General features: G+C 35.2%; 19 protein-coding genes. 7 read left to right on the top strand and 12 right to left on the bottom strand.

Features of this window, described 5'->3' with window-relative positions; all coding sequences use genetic code 11:
• Positions 1–16 precede the first annotated feature (16 nt).
• Genes QZN33_RS09620 through QZN33_RS09605 form a run of 4 tightly spaced genes read right to left on the bottom strand, consistent with a single transcriptional unit; the run spans position 17 to position 3,715 of the window.
• Positions 17–1,258, bottom strand: coding sequence for a methanogenesis marker 15 protein (locus QZN33_RS09620; protein WP_296791661.1), 1,242 nt, complete (start codon positions 1,256–1,258; stop codon positions 17–19).
• A 2-nt stretch (positions 1,259–1,260) separates the two neighbouring features.
• Positions 1,261–1,716 (bottom strand): methanogenesis marker 5 protein, encoded by a 456-nt coding sequence (locus QZN33_RS09615; RefSeq protein ID WP_296791658.1) that lies wholly within the window; start codon positions 1,714–1,716, stop codon positions 1,261–1,263.
• A 12-nt stretch (positions 1,717–1,728) separates the two neighbouring features.
• Positions 1,729–2,196, bottom strand: coding sequence for a methanogenesis marker 6 protein (locus QZN33_RS09610; protein WP_296791655.1), 468 nt, complete (start codon positions 2,194–2,196; stop codon positions 1,729–1,731).
• Positions 2,168–3,715: a methanogenesis marker 3 protein gene (locus QZN33_RS09605; RefSeq protein ID WP_296791651.1), complete on the bottom strand. Its 1,548-nt coding sequence runs from the start codon at positions 3,713–3,715 to the stop codon at positions 2,168–2,170. The genes QZN33_RS09610 and QZN33_RS09605 overlap by 29 nt, the downstream gene beginning before the upstream one ends.
• 128 nt (positions 3,716–3,843) lie before the next feature.
• Here QZN33_RS09605 and QZN33_RS09600 point away from each other — a divergent pair, with 128 nt between their 5' ends.
• Positions 3,844–4,599: a thermonuclease family protein gene (locus tag QZN33_RS09600; RefSeq protein ID WP_296791648.1), complete on the top strand. Its 756-nt coding sequence runs from the start codon at positions 3,844–3,846 to the stop codon at positions 4,597–4,599.
• A gap of 12 nt (positions 4,600–4,611) precedes the next feature.
• Here QZN33_RS09600 and QZN33_RS09595 read toward each other — a convergent pair whose 3' ends face one another.
• The 4 genes from QZN33_RS09595 to QZN33_RS09580 are packed head-to-tail and all read right to left on the bottom strand — an operon-like array spanning position 4,612 to position 8,009.
• Positions 4,612–5,391 (bottom strand): DUF4013 domain-containing protein, encoded by a 780-nt coding sequence (locus tag QZN33_RS09595; RefSeq protein WP_296791645.1) that lies wholly within the window; start codon positions 5,389–5,391, stop codon positions 4,612–4,614.
• 9 nt (positions 5,392–5,400) lie between these two features.
• A complete protein-coding gene (locus QZN33_RS09590; RefSeq protein WP_296791643.1) occupies positions 5,401–6,375 on the bottom strand; it encodes a methanogenesis marker 2 protein in 975 nt (324 codons plus the stop codon).
• 15 nt (positions 6,376–6,390) lie between these two features.
• A complete protein-coding gene (locus tag QZN33_RS09585) occupies positions 6,391–7,506 on the bottom strand; it encodes a DUF2117 domain-containing protein (protein WP_296791633.1) in 1,116 nt (371 codons plus the stop codon).
• Complete coding sequence (locus tag QZN33_RS09580) at positions 7,503–8,009, bottom strand: ribonuclease VapC (RefSeq protein WP_296791629.1); 507 nt, start codon at positions 8,007–8,009, stop codon at positions 7,503–7,505. Before QZN33_RS09580 ends, QZN33_RS09585 begins: the two co-directional genes overlap by 4 nt.
• A 337-nt stretch (positions 8,010–8,346) precedes the next feature.
• On the opposite strand from QZN33_RS09580, the gene QZN33_RS09575 reads away from it, so the two are divergent.
• From QZN33_RS09575 to QZN33_RS09560, 4 genes are read left to right on the top strand one after another with little or no spacing between them, the layout of a single operon-like run.
• Entirely contained in the window at positions 8,347–9,138 is a 792-nt protein-coding gene (locus QZN33_RS09575) for a winged helix-turn-helix domain-containing protein (protein ID WP_296791626.1), read from the top strand.
• Positions 9,135–9,956, top strand: a complete 822-nt coding sequence (locus QZN33_RS09570) for a winged helix-turn-helix domain-containing protein (protein ID WP_296791625.1) — start codon at positions 9,135–9,137, stop codon at positions 9,954–9,956. The genes QZN33_RS09575 and QZN33_RS09570 overlap by 4 nt, the downstream gene beginning before the upstream one ends.
• Positions 9,940–10,239 (top strand): winged helix-turn-helix domain-containing protein, encoded by a 300-nt coding sequence (locus QZN33_RS09565; protein ID WP_296791622.1) that lies wholly within the window; start codon positions 9,940–9,942, stop codon positions 10,237–10,239. Before QZN33_RS09570 ends, QZN33_RS09565 begins: the two co-directional genes overlap by 17 nt.
• A 12-nt stretch (positions 10,240–10,251) precedes the next feature.
• The gene (locus QZN33_RS09560) at positions 10,252–10,758 is read left to right on the top strand and encodes a molybdenum cofactor biosynthesis protein B (RefSeq protein ID WP_296791619.1); all 507 of its coding nucleotides are present in this window, start codon (positions 10,252–10,254) and stop codon (positions 10,756–10,758) included.
• A gap of 41 nt (positions 10,759–10,799) precedes the next feature.
• Here the strand turns inward: QZN33_RS09560 and pyrE are convergent, their stop codons facing one another.
• Both pyrE and QZN33_RS09550 read right to left on the bottom strand, forming a co-directional pair.
• Positions 10,800–11,327, bottom strand: a complete 528-nt coding sequence (pyrE, locus tag QZN33_RS09555; protein WP_296791617.1) for an orotate phosphoribosyltransferase — start codon at positions 11,325–11,327, stop codon at positions 10,800–10,802.
• Complete coding sequence (locus QZN33_RS09550; RefSeq protein ID WP_296791614.1) at positions 11,327–11,557, bottom strand: PRC-barrel domain-containing protein; 231 nt, start codon at positions 11,555–11,557, stop codon at positions 11,327–11,329. Before QZN33_RS09550 ends, pyrE begins: the two co-directional genes overlap by 1 nt.
• A gap of 134 nt (positions 11,558–11,691) precedes the next feature.
• Between QZN33_RS09550 and xseA the strand changes: the two genes are divergently transcribed.
• Together xseA and QZN33_RS09540 are read left to right on the top strand one after the other, a co-directional pair.
• A complete protein-coding gene (xseA, locus tag QZN33_RS09545) occupies positions 11,692–12,945 on the top strand; it encodes an exodeoxyribonuclease VII large subunit (RefSeq protein ID WP_296791611.1) in 1,254 nt (417 codons plus the stop codon).
• The gene (locus tag QZN33_RS09540) at positions 12,945–13,163 is read left to right on the top strand and encodes an exodeoxyribonuclease VII small subunit (RefSeq protein WP_296791608.1); all 219 of its coding nucleotides are present in this window, start codon (positions 12,945–12,947) and stop codon (positions 13,161–13,163) included. Before xseA ends, QZN33_RS09540 begins: the two co-directional genes overlap by 1 nt.
• Here the strand turns inward: QZN33_RS09540 and QZN33_RS09535 are convergent.
• Positions 13,153–14,157: an adenosylcobinamide amidohydrolase gene (locus QZN33_RS09535; protein WP_296791606.1), complete on the bottom strand. Its 1,005-nt coding sequence runs from the start codon at positions 14,155–14,157 to the stop codon at positions 13,153–13,155. The two genes, QZN33_RS09540 and QZN33_RS09535, sit on opposite strands and share 11 nt — an antisense overlap.
• A gap of 44 nt (positions 14,158–14,201) precedes the next feature.
• Positions 14,202–15,812, bottom strand: a 1,611-nt coding sequence (gene thsA, locus QZN33_RS09530) for a thermosome subunit alpha (protein WP_296791604.1), incomplete at its 5' end; no start/stop codon positions are given.

Below are 15,812 nucleotides of genomic sequence, written 5' to 3'. Positions count from 1 at the left end.
AAACCAGTCCTTAAATTTATTTGTTATCTTGTCTGTGTCCCATTCCGGATACTAAAAGAGCTGATCCTACAGCACCGATGTGCTGAGAATATTCAGGAACAATAACTTCAATTCCACCTAAAGTTTCACTTACCGCTTCAACAAGACCTGAAATCAAACTTGTTCCGCCTACTTGAATTAAAGGTTCACGAATATCAATTTCCTGAAGTTGCTGTTCGTATACCTGTTCTGATACGGAGTGACAGGCAGCTGCTGCAACATCCGCTTTGGAACCTCCTGCAGCAAGTGTAGTAACAAGGTCCTGAATACCGAATACAATACAGTAAGAGTTAAGCATTGCTTTTCTCCAGTCACCCTGAACTGCGAGAGGACCTAATTCGGTAATATCAACGTCCAGTCTTCTGGAAGTCATATCAAGGAATCTTCCTGATGCACCTGCACAGATACCACCCATGGTAAAGTTGTCCGGAATACCGTTGTTTACGGTAATTACCTTGTTGTCCATACCACCGATGTCCAGTACAGTAGCTTCTCCTTTCTGACAGTCTGCAAGATATACTGCACCTTTTGCGTTAACGGACAGTTCTTCCTGAATGAGTTCTGCTCCAAATTCCTGACCCATGGTAAACCTACCGTAACCGGTAGTTCCGATACCGTCTAAATCATCCCATCCGTAATCAGTCTGTTCGAATGCTTCTGCAGCTGCAGTTTTAGCAGATTCAATAATGTCTTTGGTGGATGTCCATCCGGTTCCGATAACCTTGTTGTTTTCCATGAGCACTGCTTTTGTAGTTGTTGAACCTGAATCAAGTCCAAGAGTGAGTCCTTCTTGTTTTTCACGAGCAAGGATACTTCTACGAGTTACAGTTGTAGCCAATGCCTCCATACGGATAAACAATTCGTCAGCTTTTGTCCTTTCAGTAAATGAATAGGTAACTACTGGAATACGAGTATTGTTTTGTATGAAACGTCTGACTTCATTTCTGACCAGAGCCGCTTCTGCACATCTGAAACAGGTTGCGATAAATACTGCATCAGGTTTGCATCTGCCTTCAACAATAGCCATAGCTCTTGCAATCATTAATTTTAAACTTGAACTTTGAGCTGAAAATCCGAATTTTTCATAGGATTCGTCAATATAATCTAAATCGATTTCAGGAAGGATAATTTCAGCACCGAACTTGTTTGCCGCTTTTTCAATTTCCTTTTGAATTCCACTGTATTCTGTTCCACATGAAACTAAAGCAATTTTAACCATTCTTATTCCTCCCCGACAGTTTCTTCTAGTGAATCTACAAATTCATTAATTTTATTTACCATAACATAAGTTTCATCCTGATTAGTAGGATATGTGAGTTCCAATACAGGAATGCCCTTGTTTCTGAGTAAGAAAATGGACAATTCATTGGTTCTTGCACATCCAATACAACCGAATCCGTAAGGAGCGCCGTCGACAACAATTGCCGCTTCAGCCTCATCTATAAGAGGTCCTATAATAGCCATTCTTCCACGAACACCAGACGGAACTTCAATAGCCGCATATTTAAGTCCTTTAATCGGATCTTCTTCAGTAATATTCATTGGTGGAGAATCAATCTCCGGATCTTTAATTTTTTGTCTAATTTGTTTTTGTAAAACTAAAGGAGTATGACCTTTCCTTTCAAGTAAATCTGCCAAAATTAATGAGTTTGGAGGATAAACCGCAATTTTAACCATGTTTTCACCACATTATTTGTTTTCAAGACATTCGTCCATAATCTTTTTAAATTCGTCAACTTCAACTGGTTTTTTCTCTTCCAGTTCAACTTCTTTCGGATTTTCTAAAGCTTTGGAGACAAAACCAAGTATTCTATATTCTTTTTCCATTTGGTGGAATCCTTCCCTAGGTCCAAATCTGTGACCTCTGCATCTTCTAGGATCACCTGGAGCGAAACCTCTTTCCTTTGTGAAAATGTGGTTTGGATCAAGTTTTCTTATCTCTTCAATAGCTTTGTAAACATCTTCACTTTTTCCACTAATCATAGACCCATAACAGGTATTTTTTATTGTAAGAGGTAAACCAAGCATATGAAATTCGCTTACAATTTCTTGTTCGCTTACATGAGCTCCCGGTCCAATAAAAATCATACGGGTAATTACATCAGGGTCCCAATCTTCTTTACCTAAATCAGGACTCATTGTTAGATTCTGTGACATATACTACAACTCCTTCTTTTAATTCTTCAAGAGCATCATAATCTGAAACAATATCACCAATAATGTTAGTCGCTTCAAAGCTTTCAGCAGTCGGTCCGAATTCAGAATTGTCTTCAAATCTGATACCGATCAGACCTGCACTTTTTGAAGCCATATTTGTAATACCGATTTGACCTCTTATAACTTTATCTACAGGGTTATTTTCAGGAACCAAACCTTTCGCAGCTTTTTTATCTCCTTCAAAAATAACAATGTGCATTCCAGGTACAGAAAAGTGGACTTTTATTTTACCGATAGGGTTTTCTAAAAGACCGGACAGACGTTTGAAGTATCTGACAGACCTTGGCGCATTATCTGTAAATTTGATTTTGCATAAATCCTCTTTATTAACGGATTTAGTAATCACTTGGCCTTCTTTTAAGATATCAATTGTATGTTTAGGATTTTGCTCAACAATAACTGCATTCTCGTCAACAAGTCCATCGATTAGATGTTCAACTCCTGCAGCAGACAACAGCTCTGTAGCCTCTTTTTGAGTTTTATTCAGCAACATCAATCTTTGTCTTTCAGATTTTACAGTAATGAAATCATTTTCCTTAGCAATATCGATAATTTCCATACCGTTAATGATTTTTCCAACAGTAGTATGATTTGGAGTTAATACTCTGTTTTCACGATAAACGAATAGTTTTCCAACACCTACACCATCATTTCTGACGGTGATTGTTCCTCTGACTCTTTGAGTAGTATGTTCTTTCGGTTTTTCGATACCTTGAAGTTCATAAAAACCTATGAAAGATTCACTGTCATAAGAAACCTTGATTCTACCGTCCTTAATTAATGAGAACAGATGCTCAACACTGACAGGAGACTCTTCATCAATATCAAAAGAGATATAAGTATACAGCTCATTTCCTTCTTCCAGTTGTGTGCTTAAATCAGTTACTGAAATCATGTCAGTGCTTGTACTTCTCTCTATGATAGGTTCGATACCGGTTACCCTGTCATCATCTGTGAGATTTTCCAAAGTTTTTTTACCACCTATGACACGGGCAAATATTCCCTTGTTGTACGGAGGTACACTATAAACGTTGGTTGTATTCTCTTTAAGCATAATTAAATGAGTAGATTCATTACTAAAACTAGATAAACTTAAAACAACATCCCCTTCATAATATTTGTATTCATCTGAAGTCGGTTCCAGATCAGTTACAATAGGACCGATTGCCACTTCTGTCGGAGTGGACCATCTTATATCCAAATCAACAAATTCCTCATATTGATTTTTCCATACATCAACTAAAGGTTTTGCTTCTTCGGATTCGTCCAATTGAATGATTATGGAACCTTGATTTGTTTTAATTTTATATTTGCTTATGTTCTTCTCAAGTTCCTTTTTTCCTTTAATCAAACAAACAATACTACCAGGAGTATATGGAGCATTAGTTTCAGCAATTACATCCTGAATTGTTGAAGCTTCTGCCACATCTATTTCTTCTCCATTAATTTTAATTAACATACAATCTCCTAATAAGAATTTTTAATATTATATATTTATAATCTTTTTATATATTAAAATTACTTATCATAATTGCAAAAACTATATTTACACAAAGTGATAACAAATATATTCAAGGAGGAAAAATGATGTCATTTAACAAAAAACACATCGTTTCACTACTTGTGATTTTACTGATAGCTATATCAGCGCTTTCCATTGCTAGCGCATACACAGGTACCGGATTTTCACATAACATTCCAAGTACCAAATATTCAGACATGTCAGCATCAGACATACTGAGCAAATACAGCGATACAGAATGCCATGTTGAAGAAAGTGCAGTGTGCACACAGGTTGTTGACGGAGATACAATCTATCTGGACAATGGAGATAAGATACGTTTCGTAGGAGTCAATACTCCCGAAAGAGGTGTTGAAGGATACATTACATCCAAAAACTTCGTGCAGAAATTATGTCTCGGAAAAACAGTAGGTATCGATATTGACGATTCAAAGCACTCAGACAAATACGGCAGAACATTGGGAGTCGTTATTGTTGACGGTAAAAATGTCAATGAAATGCTTTTAAAAGAAGGACTTGCTGAGATAATGTACATGCCCCCAAGTGAATTTTATCCTTACAACTGGGCAAACGCAGACACCCATGTAGCTGATACTCACAGCACATCTTCATCTTCAAGCTCCTCATATGATTCCGGCGATTCATCATCTTCCGCATCATCAGGATCAGGAAGTTATGTGGGAAATGCAAATACCGGAAAATTCCATAAGGCAAGCTGCAGCAGTGTCAGTAAAATGTCAGAAGGAAACAAAGTATTTTTCTCATCAAGAAATCAAGCTGTAGATCAAGGATATGTACCCTGCAAGTTGTGCAATCCTTAATATTTTCTTTTTTTAATATTTTTTATAATCCAATGCAACTCTGGACATATCATTACTGTTTAAAGCAATATTTGAATACAGAAGTCCCAGGGAATAATTGCCTATACTTTCCAGTATCGGAATTACAATTCCAATATAAATTAAAAGTCCGACATACGGAATTGACATAACCCATGATGATATAAAAGAAGCTGCAATCATCACTACAGCCATTAGTATCAGCCATTTGAGTATATTGATAATCCCTAAATTTTTAATATCACTCATTACCTTATGAACTTTTACGGCTTCACTTAGGCTATTCAGGTAAGCCAGTCTTGCTTTAGCAAAAAAGAGAAGCACTTCAAATACAATGTAGACAAACAGGACAAAAAGGATAATTACAATCACGGAAAATATTAAAGAAGGCAGTTTAAAGTCCCTTATCATATCAACAGCAGACATGCCCACTGCAGAAAAAGCAATGAAAAATACTATAGCCGGAACAATCATATATACCATTCTAAGAGCAATCATACGAATGGAATCCATTATTGTATTTCCAAAATCCATTGAGGGAAACATGGCGGATTCGTTTAATCCTATCCTAACCATTGAAAAGAGATAGCCCGGCACAATCAGAATAAATGCAAAAAATGCAATGAACCCTAAAATTAAAACATAACGGTTATCAGATATTATGCCAATCGGAACAAAGGCAACTAAAATAAACAGAATAAACAGAATAGGTAATTTCTTGATATTTCTAAAAGGATACTTTAATGAATTTGTCACTATTTTGCCTATTTCCATATTATCACATCATTTAAAAATAAATACCGGGTTTTTATCCTGATTGAAGACTTCTGCCTGTTCATCACCGTAGTTCAGATAAAGGGAATTTGTGTCTGTTACATCACCGACAACTTCCGCTTCAATAGAATATTTTGCAAGATACTGCTTGATATAGTCGCATTTATCTTCACTTGCAGTAAATACAAAGCCTGAGCCCGGATATGACCTGAGCCAGTCAACCCATTCCACACTTTCATTTCTTGGAATGTCTTCAAGATTGACGACAGCACCCTTGCCGGAAGTTTCCAGAAGCATTTCCAGAGTTCCTAAAATTCCAGGATTTGAAATGTCCTTTCCGGATTTTATGTAATCATTTTCAGCTAGGTACTGAACAGCTGTAATCTGGTCCTGAACGAGCTTTGCATCCTTATCGTATGTTGTATCCCAGTTAAGGCTAAACATTTCATGAGGTTTGCCGTCCAGATCGATTGCAACAATGACCTTGTCTCCGGCTTCAGCGCCGAAACTTGTTATGATTTTGTCTTTTTGAGCTATTCCAACTATTGCAACGCCCAATGAATCAACTTCCCCGTCAGGATGGAGGTGTCCTCCAACCATAGGAACTCCGAATTTCAGACATCCGTCCTTGATTCCGTTAAGCAAATCTTCATAAATATCATCATTGCTTATTGACATTATGTTTACCATTGCCAAAGGTTTTCCGCCCATAGCAGCAATATCGTTGACGTTTACTAGAACAGAACAGTATCCGGCCCAGTATGGATTTACATTCATTATATCTCCCCAGATTCCGTCTGCAGCAATAAGCATTACCTGATTATTTCCAATGTCAATAGCTGAAGCGTCATCTCCTATGTCTATAACAACATCACCGGAAACGTTGTAAGCTTCATTTAAAAGAGAAATAACATTATCAATGGAGCTTTTACGTGAGACTCCCTTAAACTCCTGAATTTCCTTAACAAGATTTTTAAAATCCAATGATTACACTTCCTTTTAACTGATATAATTAATTTTATATTCGCAATTAATATTATTTATTATTTCAACTATTCTGTCCTTTACTTCTTCAATGCTTGAGAAATCATAAGTGACCTGTTTACCGCCGAACATTTTCGTTTTAATATCTTGACCGCAGATGTCATCAAAACCACTTTGAAGTTCAAAGATGACAGAATCTTTAACCTTGAATCCATCTTCTACAACCTTGTCCAAATCCCCATCAGTTATTCCAATTATAGGTATATCAAATCGGTACAAAATGTCAGAAGATATCAAAGTTGTATCATCACCGACAGTGATAACCAGAGAAGAATCTCTGAATTTATATACGTCTTCACCCGCATGGTCCAAAAAAGTTACTTTAAATTTATCAGGTTTGTCATGAGATATGACCCTGGGAGTAACCTTTGCATGTCTTAAAAGACCGGTTTTTATTATGGCGCTGTCCAAATCCACTTCTCCGAGTTTTTCAACACCGTGGCTTTTCAGCTCACCGCCTATTATATCAACAATGTGATTATCGCGTGCAATCAGTGTGAGACTATCGGAAGTAGTCTTTCCTATGATGACACTGTTAACCATAATATTTTCACCTGAACTCACCCCATGCACAATTCTCTGATTAAAACCTGCATTATCCTGTTTAATATGATTTTCATAGACTTCCCGAGGAAGAACAACACTCAGATTTAATTTCTCTGAAAGTTCATCCACCAAATCCAGATTATTGTTCCAGGGTATGATGCTTCCATCATCTTCACCAGGCCTTTCAATTTGAATAACAGGAATATTATTTTCACTGATTTTTCCGGCAAAATGATTATAAACCTTATATCCGAATACCTGGCCAGTCACATCGGATTTTCCGTAGTTCAATAAAAAAATCACATCCACATTATCTTCATAAAATAATTTTAAAGAATCGCTGGGAACAAGTTTTCGGGAAATGTCAATCATATTCTCAAGACTTGCGTCAATAACTGCAGTTCTGCCCATAGTTCCTCCCAGCCTTGCTGAAACATCCCCATACTGCTTTAGGAATTCCATCAATTTTAATGCATAACCTGAATCTATAATATTCGGACCGTGAACTACTACTCCAATCCTCATTTATTCACCTTAATTCTCTTTTTAAATATTTTTGATCCACATATTTCACAGTCATCAAAAGGATAATCCTCATCAAATTCCTTTTTGCATCCTTCACACACTTTCTTCCAGTTATAAACTTCCTTGATACCTTCAGTTATAATGCCTGAATAGGAAATGCCAATTATTTTTAAAGTGTTCTGGATAGTGTAATCATCAGTTATGACCTTCACGTTTTCTCCCATATCAGATAACTTGTAAGCTAAAGCGATTAATTTTTTATCAGGTCCTGAAAGTCTTAAAACATCACCGCTTTGAGAAATGATTTCATTGATTTTATTGAGGTAATCAGTTTCCACATCTTCTATTGTTACCAATCCTTCATTTATGGTAGAATCAAACTTTAAACGTGACTCAAAATCTTTTATTTCAGCAGTAATCTCCGGAACTGTGAAATTATTATTAGATGACATTTGAAAACCATTTATAAAAGCAGATGCATCTAAAACATAACATATTTTCATGGTGATATTTTAATTTTATGAAGTTATAAATTTTAGCTATTGTAAAATCAAATGGAAAAAAAATTAATATACACAAAATATAAATATAATTGTTATTTTTATAAGACAAGTTGAATTATCTATGCAACCTACTTTGAAAAAAGGTTGGGACAAGTTTGGAATAAGTTTGGGAAAAGTTTGGGATAAGTTTGGAAAAAGCTTGGAAAAACTTTGGAATAAGCTTTGGACAAGTTTGGAATAATTTATTTAAATTCCAATAACAAAATGACTTATTACCGAAAAATTCTCGGCAGATTTCAAGAATTTTTATGATTGAAAAAATGGAGGATATAAAAAAATGTACAGTCACAATGAAATAAATAGTGATATAAGATTTCTTGCAAAATCCGAAATCAGACTAAAAATTCTCAGTGAATTATATGATTGTCCAGATAATGTTCGAGGACTTGTCAAAAGAACAGCAATTACCTACAGTTCTGTTTCAAGCAACGTAAATAAGTTAGAAGAAAATAACTTCATCAGAAAAGTCAGGAATAAATATTACATCAATCCTATGGCTAAAATCTATTTCAAAACACTGATGGAGTTTAAAAATAGTGTCGATATAATTAATGACTTCAACTCAATCTGGTACAAGCATAACCTGAACCAGTTAAGCATTGATTCAATGAGAAACCTTACTGCTTTAAAGGATTGTGAATTAATTGAAACTACACCATTAGACATTTATAAAACTCACAATACCATAAAAGAACAGTTAATTGAATCTAAAAACGTTAAAGCAATTTTCCCATATCTTCATCCAGAATATCCGGAGCTGATTGAGAAAATTTTAGTAAAAGGTGGATCAATAGAACTCATTGTACCGAAAAGTATAGTTCAAGCATTAATTACTCCTATAAATGAGAATCTAAAAAACGAATCAATAAGAAATGGAAAACTGCAAATACATTCTGTTAAAAGTGATCTGTATTTGTATTTAACCATTTGCGATGATAAGATGAGTCTTGGCCTATTTAAAAATGACGACAGTTTTGACCAGAATAGAATACTGATTTCAGATGACAACAAATCTTGCAAATGGGCTGAAGAACTATTTGAACATGTGAAACACAGGGTGATAAAATGACTAATCTTGAAACAAAACAGGAACTGACCAGGGAATACAGGGACATTAAATACATATTAACATCAAACATGCGTGCTAAACTACTCCTGGCATTATACGAAATTCCGAAAAATCTGGATGAATTAAGAAAAGAATTAACAAAACCTTCCGCAACAATATTACATGGGCTCAAAGAGCTGGAGACGATAAACCTAGTTAAAAAAGCCCAAAAATGTTATGAACTAACATCAAATGGGTATTTATTAACTACCAACATGGTAAAATTAATCGAGAACTGGTACGCTTTGAGCAAAAATGAGATCTTTTGGGACAATCACGATTTGTCTGATATCCCGGAAGAGATCATAAAAAATATTTATCTTCTAAAAGATGCGGAATACATTAACTCAACAACAAGCGATCTTTCAATTGCATTCAACAAATACATTAACCTGATTTCAAACTCTACAGAATTACAGATGATACTGCCAATATACTCTGAAAATCACTTTAAACACATTATTTCTTTATTAAACGAAGATAAATTAAAAAAAATTGAAATAATTATTACTACTGAAATTTATAGGTCCATAGAAACTAATGAGACATTCAGAAAAGAATTACTCAATAGCAAAAAAGTCAATGTAATAATTATCAACAAACCCGTAACTATCTTTTTAACTCAGTCCAAAGAATTTATGTCTTTGACACTGTTTTTCAAAGATGGACACTACGACGATTCACAGATTTTGATTGCACACGATGAAAATGCTAAAAAATGGGCCATATCTTTATGGGAATTCTACTCAGGTGAAAGAAATAATGACAACCGGCCATAACATTCATAACAAAGAATTGTCCAGTTTACTTATCGGAAGACCAGGAGGACAAACTACAATAAGAATACTTGATGAAATACTAATAAGACCACAAAATGCACACCAGCTTGCAAAACAGTTACATCTCGATTACAAAACTATTAGATATCATATGAGAATACTTTGTAATCATCAATTTGCGGTAAAGGAAAAATTCGAGAAATACACCTATTACTACCCTAGCGATAAATTAATTAAATTGCTAGATGAATATAACTATATCAAAGAACAAAAAAATCAGTAAGTTGGTTATACTATGAAAAGTGAAACATCAAAACAACATCAAAAAGAAGCTTCCGCAGACATTACCTGCGGAATAATTACTCTTAGCGATAGTAGAAAATCCGAAAAATTAGATTTGTCAGGTAAATATCTGGCTGAAGAATTAGAATCCAGATATACTTTAAAATCAAGGAGTTTAATTCCTGATGAAAAAGATGAACTAATTAAATCGATTGAAACTATGATTATTGATGGCATTGATGTTATTATAACAAATGGAGGAACCGGACTAGACTCCAGAGATATTACAGTTGAAACAGTTGAATCACTTTTCGAAAAAAAATTGGATGGCTTCGGTGAAATTTTTAGAGCCGTATCGTATGAAGAAATAGGGTCAGCTGCACTGCTTTCAAGAGCAACAGCCGGGGTTTATAAACAGACTCTCATTTTTTCAATGCCCGGTTCCCCAAACGCTGTGAAAACAGCTTTGGGAATTATCATCGACGAACTTCCACATTTCGTTCATCATGTAAAAAAATAAAATTATATTTTTGAGAGTAAAAACTCTCAATTTTTCTTTTTTTAATCAAAAAATTCATTAACAGTTATTAAAGGTTCTAATGTTATTCCTGCTTTTTCAAATTCTTCAATAGCACCTTCCTGTCTGTCAACAACTACAAAAGCTCTTTTTACATTTCCTCCATTTTCCTGAATAGCTTTGATTGCTTTTAACAAAGATCCTCCAGTAGTGGAAACATCTTCAACAACAATAACACTGTCACCTTCATTCAACTCACCTTCAATGAGTTTTGAAGTGCCGTATCCCTTTTTTTCTTTTCTAATCATTAATAAAGGCAATTCTGATTCGAGTGAAACAGCTGTTGCAATCGGAACAGCACCTAAAGCAGGACCTGCAACTTTATCGATTTCATCATCATTAATTTTTTCAGTGATTAATTTAGAAATAGTTGAAAGGATTTTAGGCTCTGTGATTGCCTTTTTCATGTTAATGTAATAATTGCTTTTCTTTCCGGAAGATAAAGTAAAATCTCCTTCAAGAAAAACCTCATTTTCTTTTAATAAATCAATTAATTGTTCTTTAGAAACCATTATAAATCATCTACGCCTTTAAGTATTATTTTATCCCCGATTACTTTAACAAGCTCAATAGGAACAACATCTTCACTTGATTTAAGCTGTTCGGAAAATCCTGTTTTTTTAACTACCAAATCAGTAACTTCATAAGTATCCTTATCCATCACAACATCAAAAACTTTACCGGCTATTTGAATTTCGGAATCCAAAACTTCTTTACCAATTAATTCATCTTTAATTCTCATAAATGTCACCTACGATTATATTGTACAATCAATTTTAAATAGATTGCCTAAATTTAAAGAAAAATTGGTCTGAAAATAGCAAATTGTATTTATTTGATACATCATAATAACAACATTGAATTTAAGGTGAATGTATGGAAGAAGATTGTTATACAGTATCTCAGATTAATGCATACATCAACAAAAAGCTGAAATTCGACCGCAAGCTGAAAAACATTTACATCAGAGGAGAAATATCCAATTACAATGCTCACAGAAGTGGACACAGTTATTTTACCTTAAAAGATGAAAAATCACAAATTCCTGCAGTAATGTTTAAAGGCAGGAAAAGTTCTCTCAAATTCACACCGGAAAACGGTATGAAAGTAATAATTAAAGGTAAAATTGAAGTCTATGAAAGAGACGGCAAATATCAGCTGTATGCCACAACCATGACTGAAGACGGCGTTGGAAATCTGCATGTAGCTTTTGAGCAGCTTAAAAAGAAACTTGAAGCTGAAGGTCTGTTTGATGATGATCATAAAAAAGAGATACCGAAATATCCTAAAAGAATAGGAGTCGTTACAGCGCAAACCGGTGCGGCAATAAGAGACATTATCACTACAATTAAAAAAAGATACCCTTATTGTGAAATACTGGTCTTTTCAACTTTAGTTCAGGGAGACCAGGCCGGCCCTCAAATAGTACGCCAGATAAAAAATGCACAGAACTTTGACATTGATACATTGATTGTCGGACGTGGAGGAGGAAGCATTGAAGACTTATGGCCTTTTAATGAGGAAATTGTTGCAAGAGCCATATATGGATGTGAAATTCCGGTTATAAGTGCGGTAGGTCACGAAGTCGACTTTACCATTTCCGATTTTGTTGCAGATGAAAGGGCACCGACACCGACAGGAGCGGCAATGATTGCAGTTCCAGACATTAATGAAGTCAAATACAAAATCAGTCAGCTGTCAGGAAGATTGAACAAGAGCATGAATGACATGATACATCACAACAGAACCCTCCTGAATAATCTTTCACAAAAGCAGATTCTGAAAAATCCCGAATCAATCTATGAAATTAAGGCAATGACACTGGACAATTTGGTTACCCGGCTGGAACTCACATCCAAAAGCATCATAACAAAAAACAGAAACAAACTAAACGAACTTGAAAACAAAAATGTTTTGAAAAATCCTGATGAAATAATCAGAATGAAAAGAGAACCTTATTTGAGAAATGTTGATAAGCTAACTATACTAAATCCTCTTTTAACATTGAAAAGAGGATACACCCTGACAAAAGTGGACGGCAAAGTCATATCTTCTGCAAAAGATGTTAAATCAGGAGATAAGCTTGATGTTGAATTTGATGATGGAACAATAAATACAAGAGTGATATAATGGAAAATTTAAGTTTTGAAGAAAGTCTAAAGAAACTGGAAGAAATTGTAAACAAACTGGAAAACGGAGAGGTGCCTCTCGATGATGCTATTGATGAATTTAACAATGCAATGCAGTTAGTTAAAATCTGTGAAAATAAACTCTCTGCTGCAGAAGAGTCAATTGCTAAAATAGTCCAGGACAACGGACAAATAGAAGATTTCAAAATCAGCGAATAAAATAGTTTATCCAATACTCCAGTAATGTTTTTATTGGATAACTATTACATTTTTCTTTTATTTCAACTGCCAGATTAAAGGCATCCTCTTTTTTAACAAGCCCCAAATTAGCCTCATCTATTAAATTTAATACAGATGTAGTGACAGCTACATTATCCTGTTTTTTCATTTCCTTTTGAAGATGGCGAATGAATTCTTTTTTATCACAGTCAAGAGAATCATAGAACTCATTAATGTCCAGCTGATATCTGTTTAGTCTGACCAGTACGTTTGACTGTGATTTTGGAGAAATCCATACCTGCTTTTTAACTGCCTTTTTGACGGATTCTATGACGCATTGTCCAATCATTTCACCCAATTTGGAGTGTTTTCCGGCATTGGTCACTTCAATATCAGATTCAGTATTGGAAAATATTGCAAGACCATCGGTTCCGGTTCCTGTTGCATAATGATTTGAATACTGGGAAGGTATTTTTAAATCATTCATAGCTACTGTTTTAGCTTCAGTTGCAGTCATAAATGCTTCAAGAAGTGTCGGTTCATCCAAACGGACATTAATTAAAATAATAGTATTGATAGTTCCGAACTTGCCGTTTTCCTCATAGTATGATGAGGGATCCCCTGCTCTGGAGGCGTTTGTTCGAACTCCGGCAGTAGTAATCGCTATGACTTCAATATTTTTAAATGTTTTATACACAATGCTTGTACTTTTCATTCTGGCCAATGTTATTAAAGCTGTTGTACGGCTGGAATCAATATTTAAAGTCCAGCACTGCTGTATGAGATAATCCTCAACGTCATGGCCTTCAAGATAATCAATGTTTTGCTGAGACAAATGGTGATTGAAAACACTTTCAAAATTATTGGAATATCCTCCGTTGAGTTTTGATGTGGAAATTCCGTTACGTCTGACATTGAACTTTACAAAAACAATATCTTTTAGATAAAATACTTCATCATTAACTGATGATTGAAAAATAAGTCTGTGTTTCATAAAAAAAATAAAAAGAGAAAGAAATTATAAAAATTTCTTTGAATTTACATCATTGGTGGCATTCCGCCAGCCATGGATGGGTCCATACCCATGTCTTCAGGGCCTTTGGTGGATGCGATTACGTCATCGATTCTTAAAATCATTTCAGCTGCTTCAGATGCAGATTGAATTGCTTGTTTTTTGACACGTTTTGGTTCAATTACGCCAGCTTCTTTCATGTCTGCTACTTCACCAGTAAATACATCTAATCCCATGTAGTAGGAGTCTTCTTGTGCAGCTCTTAAATCTACTAATGAGTCAATGCTGTCTAAACCTGCGTTTTCAGCTAAGGTTTTTGGTACGATTTCTAAAGCTTCTGCGAATGCGTTTACAGCTAATTGTTCTCTTCCAGAAATGGATTCTGCGTAGTCTTTGAGTTTTTTAGCCATTGCGATTTCAGGAGCTCCTCCACCAGCAACAACTTTGTCATCTTCTACGGTAGCTGCTACTACACCAATTGCATCTTCGATTGCTCTTACGATTTCATCAACGATGTGTTTGGTACTTCCTCTTACGAATAATGTTACGGATTTTGCACCACTGCATTCTTCTACAAAGATCATGTCTTCGCCGGAGATTTTTCTTTCTTCAACGATTCCTGCATCACCTAAGTCTTCAGGAGTTAAGTCATCTAAGTTGGTAATGACATTTGCACCAGTAGCTCTGGATAATTTTTCAATGTCAGATTTTTTAACTCTTCTTACAGCTAAAACGCCTGCTTTGGATAAGTAGTGTTGTGCTAAGTCATCGATACCTTTTTGTGCGAATAATACGTTTGCGCCTGCTTCAACAACTTTGTCAACCATGTCTTTGACCATTTTTTCTTCTTGTTCGATGAATGCTTGCATTTGAGCAGGGTCAGTGATTGTGATTTCAGCGTCCATTTCAGTTTCTTTAACTTCTAATGGTGCATTGACTAATGCAATTTTTGCGCCTTTGATTTCAGAAGGCATGCCTGGGTGTACTCTTTCTTTGTCTACAATTACACCTTCAACTAAGTTGGATTCTTCAACAACAGCTCCATCTTTTTTCTCGATTTTAATGTTGTCAATGTCAACACCGTCTTCGTCTGCTACAGCTTCAACAGCATTTACGATTAATTTTGCTAATGGTTCACGTGCTGCTTCAGTTCCTTTACCAGTCATAGCAGTCATAGCTACTTTTAATAAAGTTTCAGAATCTACATCGTCGATTGCGATGTCATCTAAGATTTCTTGTGCTTTTTCTGCTGCTTTTCTGTATCCCATAGCTATGATAGTTGGGTGAATGTCAGAGTCAAGTAAAGCTTCGGATTTTTTTAATAATTCTCCAGCAATGATTACTGCAGTAGTAGTTCCATCTCCAACTTCGTCTTCTTGGGTTTTTGCTACTTCTACGAGCATTTTTGCTGCAGGATGTTCAATATCCATTTCTTTTAAGATTGTAACACCGTCGTTGGTTACTACAATGTCACCAAGTCCGTCAACTAACATTTTGTCCATTCCTTTTGGACCTAAAGTAGTTCTTACAGTTTCAGCTAATACTTTACCAGCTAAAATGTTATTTCTTTGTGCATCTCTACCGACAGACCTGTTAGTACCTTCAGGTAAAATAAAAATTGGTTGTCCTTGTGCCAT

Origin of the sequence: uncultured Methanobrevibacter sp. (genome assembly GCF_900314615.1) — an archaeon.
Lineage (GTDB): Archaea > Methanobacteriota > Methanobacteria > Methanobacteriales > Methanobacteriaceae > Methanocatella.
This window is presented reverse-complemented; position numbering and strand designations above follow the sequence as displayed.